The organism is Pedobacter foliorum (genome assembly GCF_013266735.1).
In the GTDB taxonomy this organism is placed as follows: Bacteria; Bacteroidota; Bacteroidia; order Sphingobacteriales; family Sphingobacteriaceae; genus Pedobacter; species Pedobacter foliorum.
This window is the reverse complement of sequence record NZ_JABSNU010000006.1, coordinates 90,593-104,191: the sequence shown is the minus strand read 5'-3', so window position 1 is coordinate 104,191 and position 13,599 is coordinate 90,593. Positions and strand designations below refer to the sequence as shown.

The 13,599-nt window shown below is 38.4% G+C and carries 10 protein-coding genes; 2 read left to right on the top strand and 8 right to left on the bottom strand.

Annotation, left to right across the window (positions count from 1 at the left end):
• Positions 1 to 60: 60 nt before the first annotated feature.
• From HQN83_RS13545 to HQN83_RS13515, 7 genes are all read right to left on the bottom strand, one after another.
• On the bottom strand, positions 61 to 975 hold the full coding sequence (locus tag HQN83_RS13545) for a LytTR family DNA-binding domain-containing protein (protein ID WP_173090894.1): 915 nt from the start codon (positions 973 to 975) through the stop codon (positions 61 to 63).
• Between the two features lie 40 nt (positions 976 to 1,015).
• Positions 1,016 to 2,554, bottom strand: a complete 1,539-nt coding sequence (locus HQN83_RS13540; RefSeq protein ID WP_173090893.1) for a serine/threonine protein kinase — start codon at positions 2,552 to 2,554, stop codon at positions 1,016 to 1,018.
• A gap of 18 nt (positions 2,555 to 2,572) precedes the next feature.
• The gene (locus tag HQN83_RS13535; protein ID WP_173090892.1) at positions 2,573 to 3,871 is read right to left on the bottom strand and encodes a serine/threonine protein kinase; all 1,299 of its coding nucleotides are present in this window, start codon (positions 3,869 to 3,871) and stop codon (positions 2,573 to 2,575) included.
• A 12-nt stretch (positions 3,872 to 3,883) separates the two neighbouring features.
• Positions 3,884 to 4,672, bottom strand: a complete 789-nt coding sequence (locus tag HQN83_RS13530; RefSeq protein WP_173090891.1) for an FHA domain-containing protein — start codon at positions 4,670 to 4,672, stop codon at positions 3,884 to 3,886.
• Positions 4,673 to 4,693: 21 nt separating this feature from the next.
• Positions 4,694 to 8,719 (bottom strand): FtsW/RodA/SpoVE family cell cycle protein, encoded by a 4,026-nt coding sequence (locus HQN83_RS13525; protein ID WP_173090890.1) that lies wholly within the window; start codon positions 8,717 to 8,719, stop codon positions 4,694 to 4,696.
• A gap of 1 nt (position 8,720) precedes the next feature.
• A complete protein-coding gene (locus tag HQN83_RS13520) occupies positions 8,721 to 10,181 on the bottom strand; it encodes a PP2C family protein-serine/threonine phosphatase (RefSeq protein ID WP_173090889.1) in 1,461 nt (486 codons plus the stop codon).
• 94 nt (positions 10,182 to 10,275) lie between these two features.
• Entirely contained in the window at positions 10,276 to 11,226 is a 951-nt protein-coding gene (locus tag HQN83_RS13515) for a hypothetical protein (protein ID WP_173090888.1), read from the bottom strand.
• 200 nt (positions 11,227 to 11,426) lie between these two features.
• Here HQN83_RS13515 and HQN83_RS13510 point away from each other — a divergent pair, with 200 nt between their 5' ends.
• Both HQN83_RS13510 and HQN83_RS13505 read left to right on the top strand, forming a co-directional pair.
• Entirely contained in the window at positions 11,427 to 11,984 is a 558-nt protein-coding gene (locus HQN83_RS13510; protein WP_173090887.1) for a hypothetical protein, read from the top strand.
• A gap of 200 nt (positions 11,985 to 12,184) precedes the next feature.
• Positions 12,185 to 12,604 (top strand): hypothetical protein, encoded by a 420-nt coding sequence (locus HQN83_RS13505; RefSeq protein ID WP_173090886.1) that lies wholly within the window; start codon positions 12,185 to 12,187, stop codon positions 12,602 to 12,604.
• Between the two features lie 52 nt (positions 12,605 to 12,656).
• On the opposite strand, the gene HQN83_RS13500 is transcribed toward HQN83_RS13505, so the two are convergent.
• Complete coding sequence (locus HQN83_RS13500) at positions 12,657 to 13,181, bottom strand: OmpA family protein (protein ID WP_173090885.1); 525 nt, start codon at positions 13,179 to 13,181, stop codon at positions 12,657 to 12,659.
• Positions 13,182 to 13,599 lie beyond the last annotated feature (418 nt).

Below are 13,599 nucleotides of genomic sequence, written 5' to 3'. Positions count from 1 at the left end.
AATATAGATTACAAAACCATCTCCTAACAATGATTAGAATGTGTTTGGGGCGAAATAGGGTTATAATGGGGTGAGTGGGAACGTAGAAGTTGTGTTACTAAGGTATTGCTCAAATTGTTTTTGATGTGAGGCCGATACAGGGATCTGTAACTCAGGTAAAGGATCAAACTGAAGCACGTAACCTTTATGTGTTTTCTTTGAGGAAGAAACTGTTTTAATATTGATGGTATACGACCTATGCACTCTTATCAGTCCGGAATAACTACAAGTTGATTCAATCTTTTTTAACGTGGTGCGGATTAGCTCTGTTTTAACTTCTCCACCCAGCAGATAATGAACATCTACGTAATTGTCTTCCGATTTAAAGAACAAAATGTTATTGGGATGAAGGGTTAATATGATTTTCCCATTCTCATCACCAATCAATAGATTATCTGAAAATGTTTTAGGCTCAGTTGCTATCAAAGATAGGTTGTGTGCTAGTTTGTATTGCTGTGCACCAAACAAAATAAGAAGTGAAATTATATACGGAGGGATGGCTATTAGCAGGGTGTAATTGAAGGTATCCAGGTAATTGCTTATTGATAGATCAGGGTGATTGTTAAGCAGCCAGTCGCAACCCATTATGCCGAAGGTTAAAATCACTATTTCACAAAGAAACCAGAAGAAATACTGCCCATAAGTTAGGTCTTCGAAGTGGAGCCATTTCCTCAATCCAAATTGACTAAGCACAAGAGTCAAGCCTCCGGTAAGAGAAAAGAGACTAAATATTTTAAGTAAATCAAGTTTACTTACGTCCTCGTACCATTTGTTAATGTTGAAGGGAACAAAGGTGTACATGAAAAGCAGACTGATTACAGTAACCAGACTAATAAATATTATTTTATTAACAGAAGAATTAAGTATAAGGAAACGACGATCCAGCGCACTTTTAAGTACAGCATAATTGACGGAAAGCGGAGTAGTCCTTGCCATAGAATGAGATGCTTAATATTTGGTACTGAAATTTAAGCATTTATTGTGGAACTTCCTTCAAGTCTGTCTTTTTTAACCAACCCTTTGTTACCTGTCCATCATTGTCTGTAAGTGTTACATAAATAAAGTTACCCTGCTCATCAATTACCTCAAATTTTGAATTAACCCATAGGCCGAATATTCCTTGTCTTGGCGCATCATTATTTGGGGATTCATGGAAGTAAAGTGTGGTTTTAGGGATTCTGTATTTTTTGCCTTCACTAAATATCACTGGCTCCTGAGGCCCTTCTTTAGGCTTAGTAGCTGGTGGAGGTGTAGGTTTAGGTGTGTTAGCACCTGTTTGACGTTCAAACTCCTTTTTTAAGCTATCCTGGTCTGCTTGTTGAGCTGCAGTATCTAAAATAATAGGCTTAATTTCTGTGGTCGTATCCGGAAAAACCTCTTCGGCTTGAGCAGTAGTGTCCTGTTGAAGAACATGTGGAGAATCGATTGCCAGCTCCTTTTTAGGCTCAATATTTTTAAAAAATAAAGAATAGGCTGAAACGATGCCTAGCCCTGCAATTGCCAATATCATTAAAACAAAAACAGGTGTTGAAACGCGTACTCCGGAAGGTTTTGGTGCAGAAACTGCACTCGCTATTGTTTCTGTAGGTTTTGCAATTACGGGTGGATTGTGATGGCTATGGTGCAATATCGCTTCTTGAAGGTCCATTCCATTAGCGAATCTCCTTTCAGGTTGTTTTTCTAAACACTTTTTTATTACATCTAGCAGCCAACCAGGTACGTTCATTTCTCTGGTCTTTACATCATCAGACCAGTTTTCCGGCAGTTGTGCTCTGCGCAGTGCTAACAAATCCGGAACCTGCTTCTCCATATGTGCAAGCATAACCGAGTTGCGTGCAGTCTCTCCTTTGTTTATGAGTGGAAATGGAACTGTTCCGGCCAGAAGTTCATAAAGTATTACCCCATAGCTATAGATGTCAGTTTGAAAAAACATTTCACCATCATGTTGCTCAGGAGCCATAAATTCAACGGCACCTGCATGCCTTACACTGCTGCGGCGTTGCTCGTCGGACATGATGGCCAGTCCAAAATCCAGTAAGATATAATTGCCGGTATCCGTATTGAATTTTACATTGTTACTTTTTATATCACCATGTTTAACACCAACCCTGTGGCAGTGGGTAAGTGCATTTGCCAGTTGTTCTGCAAGTTTTATTGTTTCCCTTATGGTAAATACTGGATTGTGTGGTGGTTTTAACAGCTCTTCCAGGTCTGGCCCTTCAATATATTCCATTTCAATAAAAGGGAAAGAGCCGCTTTCTGTTAAGCCCGAATTGAGAATCTTAACCACATTTGGGTTTGGAACCTCATTTACCTTTTTTAGTTTTTCAACCTCATTCTTAAAATTCCTGAAATTTCTATCATCAGTATTTTCAGTATGAATAGGAGTGGGTAGTATCTTTACCGCAGTAATGATGGCCCCCATTCTTTTACCTTTATAAACAGAACCCTGCCCACCAGTACGTAGGGCGCCCATGTTCTCTAATCCTTCTGCTATGGTAAATACTTTGCTCATAGTGATTTTGCTATTTTATTAAAATTCTGGAACATCATTGCTCAATCCGTCCTTGGTTGTTTTTGGTTTGATAGAATCCTTTTTACTTACCGGAACAGTACGTAGGCTATCCTTGTTCTCTTTCGGTATAACGGGTGAAACTGTATTTTTAGGTGCAGTTTTAGAATGATTCTTTATCGGTTGTGTTGGTTTATTCACAATATTGGTGCTATCAGTCACCGCATTTGTACTCCGTTTATTCAGGACTAAATTTATGCCAAAGGTAGTTAAACAAACAAATATTATAATTCCGGTAATCATATACGCTTTTGCTTTGCTTGCTTTTTGGTACTGTTCAACCAAATTGGTTAGTCGTTCATTCTCAGTTTTTAACTCATTTATTACAGAGGTAACCTGTTCGTTGTTAAGTACGTTCTGATTGTTATTGTTAACGGCTTCGTACAAACTAACACCATCATGAAACCTTTTTTCCGGATCTTTTTGGAGGCATTTTTCAATTACCTGAAGCAACCATGCAGGAACCATCATTTCATTCGCTTTCTTTTCTTCCGACCATTCTACCGGTAAGCGATTTCGGCGAAGCTCCATCAAATCGGGTACTTGCTTTTCAATATGCGAAAGCATAACCATATTACGTGATGTTTCTACTCTATTGATTAGAGGGAAAGGCACAGCGCCGGCTAATAGTTCATAAAGAATAATGCCGTAGCTATAAATATCCGACTGGAATAGCATTATGCCATCATGCTGTTCAGGGGCCATAAATTCTACTGCTCCTGCATGACGCAAACTTGAACGACGCTGCTCATCAGACATTACAGCCAAACCAAAATCAAGAAGTATGTAGTTGCCTGTTTCTGTATTAAATTTAATGTTGTTGCTCTTAATGTCGCCGTGTTTAACACCTACTTTATGACAATGCGCAAGGGCATTGGCCAAATGATCAGCCAGTTTTATGGTTTCTCTTATGGTGAATATCGGACTATGCGGAGGTTTTAACAGATCTTCCAAATCAGGGCCTTCTATATATTCCATTTCTATGAATGGCAGCGACCCGCTTTCTGTAAGCCCTGAGTTTAATATTTTTACCACATTAGGGCTAGGATCTTCGTTAACTTTCTTTAGTTTCTCTACCTCATTCTGGAAATCCCTAAAATTCTTATCCTCTGCATTTTCTGCGTGGATAGGTGTAGGCAGTAGTTTTACGGCAGAAAGAATAGCACCCATCCTCTTACCTTTATATACAGAACCCTGCCCACCGGTGCGTAATGCGCCCATATTTTCCAACCCTTCTGTTATCGTAAATACTTTTGCCATTGGTTTTATTAATTACTGGTTTGAGTGATAACTGAATTCTAAAACAGCCGATTCTCCTAAAATTATTTGATCTCCTTCGTGTAAGGCATGCCCAAGTTCAGTGAACGTAAGTTTTACGGAATTATGATCTTTGATGGATCTTATTTTTACCTTATTTCGCGGAGGAACACCACCTTCATCAGCAAATAGCATGAAAGCTGCATTGTCATTATTCCATTCAATATGCGCATGTTGCCTGCTGATATATTTGTTGCAATCGTTGGTACTGGCATTGGGAAAGGCAATGTTATTGATCCTAATGAAGCCATCACTATCCTGAGCTTGTTTTTCGCGACCAATATTAATCTTACCATCTGCAGAACTAAGAACATATTCTACTTTTTCAGCCTCCCCATTTAAAATTCTGATGTATGCAGTTCCTGATTTTTGCACAGCAGCATGTTCAGGTGTTTTTATATGAAGTGCTACTTCCAGGTTAGCCATTTTAATAGACTGCGGAGGCAATTCATCAATAAAAACTGTTTCCATTGTCCAGGTATGAGGTAGGTCGATAGCAAAATCATCTGCTATCCTTTGCACTTCATTTTTAAAGTGATCCTCCTCTTCAGCAAAAACGGCCGATTCGTACATGAATTTTTCTACCGGCATACAGGCAATGTATAGCTGGAAACCTTTAATATGTTTTCCTTCTCCGCCTTCCATTTTTTGGAGTTCCTGTTTTATGAAAACAAGTATAGCCTCTCTGATGGCTTTTACATCTTGAGGCTTTTCGGAGGCATTTTTATTAAATAGGTTAAACATATTTTATATCCTTTCTTTATACTAGTTGATGCTGTCTTTTTTAACTTCTATGTTTTCTTTTGCAATAACCTTAACAGGCTCCTGCTTAAAATCTTTAATATATCCAAGGCTCAATAATGCTGGGACTACATGTTTTCCTGCAAGTTGAACAGCTCTGCTAGAGCCTCTGGTTGATTCAATGCGTATACAAACAACAATATGTCCGGGTCCTGATTTCTTTGGTGCAAAGAATACATACCAGCCATCATTAATTCGTTCCTTTTTCCAGATCCTTTCAGGTGTCCCTGTTTTCCCGGCTACAGTAATACCTAAAGTATATCGTTTATTAGCGCTTTGCTTTAGCATATAATCTGTAAGCAAGGCCGCATATTGCGGATCATTGGCCAATTTAATACCCGGATTAACAGAAGTAGTCGAATCGCTGATCTTTAAAACATAACGATTAGCAACTAATGTGCCTTTATTGGCTACACCCGATATCAATCTTGCTACAGATGCCGGAGTTGCAATTAGCTCACCCTGCCCCCAGGCCATTCCCGAAATACCTTTAGCTCTGGTGCGACGGATATTTGAAGGGTCATATTTTGGTTTGGTATTAAACTCAGTTTTACGCCAAAGATCCATCCATTTGTTCTCCTGTTTGGTATTATTGGTGTCTTTATCAAAGTAATAACCACCTACACCTCTAAGGAACATCCCGGTTTTCATATATAGTGCAGCCATGTCTTCCTGCAAATGCTCCTCATTAGCTAATTTAATAAAATAAACGTTGTTTGAGTTTACAATTGCACGTTCCAGATTAATATTTCCTGTTTCATCAGGTTCAATACCTTTGGTTCTTATCCGTTCAAAAGAGCTTACCGTAAACGATCTTTTTGCCGCATTTATACCTAGTTTGTTGAAGGCAGCCATTGCTGTTAAAACTTTTGCAGTGGAACCAGGTTGCGTGGCATAAGTAAATCCAAGATCGGCATTGGTATACCATCCCGCCAGTTTATTCTGCTCGTTGGTGGTCATGTTTAAAAGCTCCCAATCCTTAGTCGGAGGCAAGGGGTAAACAGATGATGCAAGTACATCTCCTGTCAAATCTTCCATGATGACAACCGATACTCTGCTTTTTCTCACTGAGGTATCCAATGCGACAGAATGCTGTATGGTTGATTGTAAACGCGCATCTATAGTTAGTTTTACATCCCTGTTTCTTTTTTTGAAAGATGCAACTTCAGTACTGTTAATCCCTGCGAGTAATAAAGGTGCTAGCGCAGCATAGTCTCTTTTGCTTACCGTCATCTCTTTTACACCCCTTGGCAGAAAACGATCTTCCCTGTATTTGTTTGCCTTTGTATTGAAAGAGGTAATCGGTGTATGGAAACCCCTAAGCTCTGCCGCATGCTCGTACTCGGCAAAATAGCCGTTGGTACTGCCGTTAAATACTCCTGTATTTGCATCGCCTACCCAGAAAAAAGTTTGCTCCTCAAAAGGGTAATATCGGTCAACTCTTTTATGCATTGCCGAATCAAGGTTGTAGTCAATGCCTGAGGTTCTTAATGTATCTTCCTGTTTTCTTATCAAATCAGGGTTACTTGTTGCAAGGATTCTCCCTTTTCTATCATACAACTGGCCTGCCTCTAGTTTATTCATGAGAATAGCAATACGAGGGTTGTAGCTAAACATACGCGAACCACTTTTATCAGCAACAAGTGATGGCTGTACCACCCATTTCTTATTGTTGGCAATATATTTTGATATCGTTACAGTTAAAAGAAGAACTGCAATACTGGCCGATAAAAGAGCCGGTACCAAATTCTTGTCCTGTTGTTTGGTGATGAAGTCCATTTGCACCTTGGTTCCTCTAATTAAAGAAACCGAAAGTAAAATGCCTGCTGCCATCATATTGGCTACCAGTGATGAACCTCCATAGCTGATAAAAGGTAAAGCCACTCCAGATAGGGGTAAGGCTCCTGTGGAACCTCCCGCAATGAGCAGGAATTGAACAAACATACTTATGCCAATACCCGCACAGAGGTAAAATAGAAATGGAGTGCCCGTTTGTCGGCCTATAATTATTGACCTGTTCAGGAAAATGAGGAATAGCACGAATATGCTCACAATGCCAGTCCAACCAAATTCTTCGCCAATGGCAGGTAATATCATATCGGTATGGGCCTCTGGTATTGTTTTAGCGTAACCTTCGCCAACACCCTGACCGGTTAAGCCACCACCCGACATTGCCCATATACCATTTGCTACCTGGTCTCCACCATAAACCTCATTATTCCATGGGTCTTGCCATATAGATTTACGCTCGGTAAGTCGGTTAACAGGGCCGGGGATAAGTTTATCAAGATATGGAACCTGATCTATCAATAAAAAACCTGCGATAATCATGATTACCATTATTGCCGATTCACTGGTCTGTTTTTTATTAAAGAACATCGTTAGTCCAATCACTCCTACAGTTATTAGACTGGCTATCCAGATGTTTAAAAACCAAACTGCTAATGTATAAGTAATGATGGCGATAAGCATCATCATAAAATCCCCTCGTGAGAAAGAGAATAGAATGATAAATGTAAAGCATACCACCATTGCAGGGCCCAAATCACCAAGAATCAGGTACATCAGAATAGCAATGCCCATTGCAACCAAAGCAAAAGAGAAGAAGTACCATCTTTTTTGCCAGCTGCGGTACTCGGTGATAAAGCGTTCATTACTGGCAAAAAAGCCTGCAAGGAATAAAATAATAGCATATTTTACAATTTCACTGGGTTGAACACCAAATAGGTTAACTTTTACACCGCTCCCCTCAGGGCCGCTACCAAAAACGATTGTTAAGGCAAGTAGCGCCAAAGCTAATCCTGCCCATTGCCATCCGTTGGCTTTCCCAGAGTTTTTATTGAGCACCAGCATTCTGTAAAATCTGGAGTCGACATTAAATTTCCGGAATTTAACCAGCATCAGTATTATTATGGTGAGAATGCCCATTCCAAAGAAAACAAGTGTATCCTTAGCTAAAAAGCGATCTCTTAACGGGTCTTGTAAACTGAGGAGGGCAATAAATGACAGTCCCGTCATCAGCATAATGATGGGTAAAATCAGCTGGTCAGCTTGAGTGAATTTAACACTTAATAGAAAATGCAATATTAAAAAACCAGCGAAAAAGCTTCCTGTAATGATCCAAAACCATTTATTAAACTCAACGGGCGTTCGTACGATTAATGATTTTTCTTTCTTTAAAATCTTAAAGTCTCTGGCCGAAAATAGCCTTATGGTATGTTGTGTTTGTTTAAATGTGAATGAGGCATCTTTTTGAAGCTCTTGTATACCTTGTGATCTCCCGAATTGAAAGCCGGGTTTTAGTGGTAACAACTCAAAAGCTTTGTCTTCCGGGAGGTTTAAAAATGCAAACTTTCCGTTGGCATCTGTTCGTGCGTATGCGGTTAATCCTGCTGATTTTACTTCTACTTCATCATCAATGTATGCGCTATCCTGAGGCAGTATCATTTGCAATTTAATCAGAACGCCCGATACATTCTTGCCTGCAGTGTCTATAATATTGCCTGATATGCTATGAACGCCGAGTTTAAGGTCGGTTTGAGAGGGTAGCTGAGGAGGGTGGTTTTTTTCCTGAGTAAAGCGTAAAGAATCCTCTCCTGTATATCCAAGTAACGCTCTCGAGTCACTAACACGTTTCTTAAAGTTTTGCCCACCTACGGTAAAAGCATAATCTGCCTCAACAAAGAACTTGCTTTTATTGAGCTCTCCAACATTGTCCAGAGGCTCTTTAAAAGATTTAACCCCTTTTGCTACAGTTTGAGCTATCAGGTTAACATCCTTCTTGTCTTCAAAATAATAACCCTTTTCAAGTAGTGTCCTTATCTGCTCACCCGGGTTTTTCTCATTCAGATTCATCATGGTCCCATTGTTTAAACGGGTATCCACATCTGAAAAGTTATTTTGTAAAGTATTAAAAAGCGTAAAGAATAATGATCCTAATACGATGGATATCAGTATAATAAAAATACGCTCTATTTTCCTGCTCTCCATACTAGTGAGTTACAGTTGTTGGTAAAGAATCTATTTTAAAAGTAGTGGCAGGTATTTTTCCGTTGATGTACTTATTTGGAGGCAACGTGTAAGTAGTTTCTATGGATTTAATACAGTTGTTGAACTGTACATTTTTTAGCTGCAACACATTGTTTTGCGATAATATGGCCGTAGGAAAGTTCTCAAATGTAATGTTCTCTAAATACACATATTTACTGATGGGTTTAATGGAAACTGCGCTTCCTTTATATGCAGAATCACTTCTGATAATAATAGGAGTTTTGGCAATTATAAAAAGCGTATCCTTATTGAAATGGATATCCTCATTCAATATAATTGGCGATTTGAATAGCGAATCTGAGATAATCAGCGTGTTTCCAATCAGTTTATTAATCGTGTCCTGAAGTTTCGTTTCCTGAGCATTACGAATCGGCTGTAATGCTGAAAGCTTTTGTTGTTTTATAGAGTTCGCACGAATGTGGTTTTGCCAAAGCATATAAAGCGAGAATGCTAACAGAATTAAACACAATGCAGATAATAAAGCAACCAAGCTTGTGTTCTTTTTATGGGCAACAGGAATTACAGTAGGCGAGAGATCTCTCTGTATCGCAATGTCTTTTGCTATAGGAGATGTTGCAAGCGCCTGATGATTAACAGCAGGTTTTGGTTTTTCCATTTTTACCGCCGGTTTCGTAGCCTCGTGTACCAGTGATTGCTTGTTGTTTTGAACCAATACAACAGTGATGTTATCTCGTCCGCCATTATTGTTAGCGGCTTGTATCAACTCAGTCGCTTTCTCTTGTAAAGTGGTTTTCTTAATTAGAATATCGGTAATCCCTTGTTTGTTAACCATGTCAGATAACCCATCGCTACATAGTAACAATAGATCGCCGGGTAGGAAAGGAGATTGGCCGGTTTCAATGTAATCGTCCTGTGCTGCTATTTTTGCGCCAAAACCTAAAGCTTTATTAATCTCATTACGCTTGGGATGGCTCATAGCCTGCTCTTCAGTAAGTCGACCGCTATCTTCCATAAAGCCTACAAAAGATTGATCTTTTGATATTTTAACCAATGATCCATCGCGTAGAAGATATAATCTGGTGTCGCCAACATGAGCATAATGCAGCTGGTTTTTTTGAAGATCGATGACCGTTAAAGTAAGTACGCAGGCCATATTTTCATGTTCCTTTACCTTTTGCTTTTCGATCATAATTTGTTCGTCAGCGGCAATAATGGCATCCTTCATCAGCACAGATAAATCTTTTCGTTCGCTGTTCAGATGTCGCAAAATTGACTGTCTGGCAATCCCAGAAGCGATTTCTCCTCCAGAATAACCTCCAACGCCATCTATAACACAGGCAATAACAAGGTCGTTTGTTGCCGTTGTTTCGGCAATAAAGGTATCCTCATTATTATCCCTTACTTTTCCTGTATCGGTTAGTCCAAAATAATTTCTATCCATTTTACTTGGGCGAATTTTTTATGTCTCTAAAATGTGCAATCAATAAAATGATGCATATGATGAATAACGCTATAGATAAGATGTGCGACATATATTAAGACTTAAATATGTTAACACCAATAATTCCATTTAATATAATCCGAGAATTAACCGGTAATTCTGACCATTTAGGTCCGTTTATATCACTTCTTTCAATCAGATTTTCATTTAGGATTGTTTTTTCACCAAAAGAAGCAAGGTAGAATTTATCTTCAGCTCTGTTGTACCTTATTTTTAAATGAGGCGTATTTACCCATTCGGATGGGATTTTGAATACATTGCTTTCTTCTCTCGTTTCTTCGTTGCCCGAAACCACAATATCATCTGCTTTCATCAGATATTCTAATTTCTGACCAGAGTAAGCTTTATCTGGTATGGTAGTTTCGAAGCGTGCCAAAACAACTCTCTGACTATCACTTGGTGTTTTATCTTCAGGCTTCTGGATGTCAACATAAGGGATCTCATAATAACCTTCACTATAAAAAATGAAGTCTTTAAGGATGTCATTATTGATGTCAAATGTTTGCGCCAGGCCGGTTTGACGCGGTATAAAAGTAACCCTGAGGTTCTCTTCCTTTTGCTGGCTGTCTGGCAATAGTTTTCCAATAAAACTAATGTCGCCCGGTTTGTAATCTGGATGAGACACAAACCTGAATACCCATTTATTACTCGAGGGTTCAACCTTTTTACCGTCTTCAGCTTGCTTGTTAAGTATTTGGTAGAAGTTGTTTACAGACTCCTGTGATATCAAGCCAAGAATACCTTTTTTATTGTCTATAAATTCACGATAGTCATCCGGGTTAAGACACACAATAAATTCATGATAAAAAACTATGCGTTCTGCAAATGACAATTCTGCAATGGATTTGCGAAATTCTTCAATAATATATTTGTAAACCAGGTTAGGTGTAAGCGGTTTCGACTTGCCCGATGATGTGCTTCCATTATTGGTTAAGAACCAATCCTGAATGCCCATGCGCTGCCATATAGAAGGTTTTGTACTCATTTATAATTGCTGTAATAAATTAGATCGTAAGATAAGGAAAAAAAACATTGCGCTTCTCATCCCCAAATTTATGGAGAAAAAATCGGCGTGTCTTTAGAACTCAATAATTCTCTCCTGGTCAGTGATCTCTAAGATTTAACAATTACAACGATCATTTTGTGTTGGGAGTATGGCGGAGTTACTTAACTTTGTTGTGCCTTATGAAATTATCTGTCTTTTTTCTACTTGTGCCTCTTTTAGTGGCGTCTTTAAATTCTTCTTCTTTTGCTCAGCAAGATAAAATAGATTGTGAGCAAATACTTGATACTGAGCCCTATTTTGTAAAACATAAAACTGCGGAGCAGGATGTGATGCTTAAGAGAGATATACAAATCTTAAAGCATTGTGGTAATTTTGATAGCATTGACAGTACGTTTTTTAAAGGACCAATATTGGGGGCTTTAATGCTGGATCAGGCAAGGCTAGGAAAGCCTGCTACCTATAGGACATTGATCGAAATGTTAACTACGTTTAGGGAAACCGAATCTTATAAAGATTTCGCGAAGGGCATGCTGCTTTATAGGACTATGAAAGCGAAAAAGGTGAATTTGGATGAGTGGGATACAGATAAAGAACTGTTTGTAAGAATGGGGTTTACTGTAAATGATCTCGAAGATTTTAAGATGTTCCTAGCAGATCCTGAGCATGCAAAACTTACCTATCAAGATGCTTTGACCAAATATATGTTGGAAATTGAAGCTATGCGAATCGATAAATGAATCTTTTCTGAGCTTGAGGCAAAAAGGAATAACATGTGAGTTTGTTGGGAATTAAAATTGGGCCTTGTTAGACTGTAGTCCTACGAAAGTCCTATGAAACTCCTTTAAGAGTCCTACATATTATAGTTGGGAATAATAATCACAAATTTTGCCGGTAGCGTTTTGATTACTTTTAACGTTTAAGGGTAAAATAGTCGTTTATGATCAAGAAAACAATTATTCCTCTTTTGGGAATCGGGATGATATTACTAACAGCATGTAGCAAAACGGATAATTCAAATTGTGAGGATAAAATTTGCGATGAAAGCTTTGCAACGGTAATTGTGAAGTTTGTAAACAAGAATGGAGAAGGGGTGGCTGTTGAAAAATACAGTGGCGTAAATCAAAGAACCAACGATACGCTAAGCATTGCTTCTGGTGGTGATATTAATTCTGAGGCAGGTATATATAGAGTAGTTAACGATAACTATATTAAAAAACTTTCAGAAACTGGGGATGAGATTAAAGTTAGCGGAACGCTAGGTGCTCAAACTAAGTCGGTAATAATAAAAGTAAAAGGAGGGAATTGTGCTTGTCATATATCCAAAGTTGATGGACCGGAGCAGATTAAGTTTGATTAATCAGCTGATTTTGGCAAGATATTCCCTCCTTTTTTAAATTTTAATGGGGTTATTAATTAGCTTTAATTTCAACCCTTCTATTTAACATTCTTCCAGCTTCGGTATCATTTGAAGATACTGGCTGACTTTCTCCATAACCTTTAACTGTAAAGTTTGCGCCATTTAAACCTGCATTAACAAGGTATGATTTTACAGAGTTTGCTCTGTCAACTGACAACGACATGTTTCTTGCCGGGCTTCCTTCTGCTGAAGAGTGACCATTCAAAACAAATTTAGCTGTTGGGTCTTTTTTGATTTCTGCAACTGCTTTATCTAAAATCGGGAAAGAAGCCGTTTTTAGAACATCAGAGTTGAATTCAAACTGGATGTTTTTGAAGTTAAAATCAGGTTCCGGTGCTGGAGCTGGTTTTTCAGGTTCCGGTGCCGGGGCAGGTGCTGGTTTTTCTTCAACAGGTGCTGGCTTCTCTACTGGAGCCGGAGTTGGTTTCGCTATTACTTTTTTTGTTTTGCACGAATACATCGTGATTGATAAAAGTCCGATAACTGCAAGGAGCGAAAGTGTTTTTGTAATTTTCATTTGAGTTTTATAAAATTTAGTTCATTTGTTATGTGCACAAAAGGTATTAATTATATCTTAAAATGCAAATACATTAGTGCATTAATAACGCGACTTATATTAAGAACTTGTGTTTCGTTGAATTTATTTGAAAATAAAGGCTTAAATCCTTAGTTAAGCACCGGCCAAAACGAACTTTTATTGTCTTTATTGTCAGGTTTAATCTGGGAGTTAAAGGTTTGTTAAATTATCGCTTCAAATGCATTTATTTGGCCTTTTTTGCATTTATTCTTTTTGTTCATTTTTGTTGTTTTGGAGGTATTGATTCTTTATAGTTGTAGTTTTGGGCATACAAGAGCGTAGGATTATAGCTTTTCAATGTGTTTTTTAAAATGTTGTTGAAATATTTAGTTGAAAACGCATAATTTTCTTGATATAG

What these genes read in the sequence shown, in the direction of transcription:
- HQN83_RS13545 (WP_173090894.1), bottom strand. Translation starts at nt 975, where the DNA reads ATGGCAAGGACTACTCCGCTTTCCGTCAATTATGCTGTACTTAAAAGT.
- HQN83_RS13540 (WP_173090893.1), bottom strand. Translation starts at nt 2,554, where the DNA reads ATGAGCAAAGTATTTACCATAGCAGAAGGATTAGAGAACATGGGCGCC.
- HQN83_RS13535 (WP_173090892.1), bottom strand. Translation starts at nt 3,871, where the DNA reads ATGGCAAAAGTATTTACGATAACAGAAGGGTTGGAAAATATGGGCGCA.
- HQN83_RS13530 (WP_173090891.1), bottom strand. Translation starts at nt 4,672, where the DNA reads ATGTTTAACCTATTTAATAAAAATGCCTCCGAAAAGCCTCAAGATGTA.
- HQN83_RS13525 (WP_173090890.1), bottom strand. Translation starts at nt 8,719, where the DNA reads ATGGAGAGCAGGAAAATAGAGCGTATTTTTATTATACTGATATCCATC.
- HQN83_RS13520 (WP_173090889.1), bottom strand. Translation starts at nt 10,181, where the DNA reads ATGGATAGAAATTATTTTGGACTAACCGATACAGGAAAAGTAAGGGAT.
- HQN83_RS13515 (WP_173090888.1), bottom strand. Translation starts at nt 11,226, where the DNA reads ATGAGTACAAAACCTTCTATATGGCAGCGCATGGGCATTCAGGATTGG.
- HQN83_RS13510 (WP_173090887.1), top strand. Translation starts at nt 11,427, where the DNA reads ATGAAATTATCTGTCTTTTTTCTACTTGTGCCTCTTTTAGTGGCGTCT.
- HQN83_RS13505 (WP_173090886.1), top strand. Translation starts at nt 12,185, where the DNA reads ATGATCAAGAAAACAATTATTCCTCTTTTGGGAATCGGGATGATATTA.
- HQN83_RS13500 (WP_173090885.1), bottom strand. Translation starts at nt 13,181, where the DNA reads ATGAAAATTACAAAAACACTTTCGCTCCTTGCAGTTATCGGACTTTTA.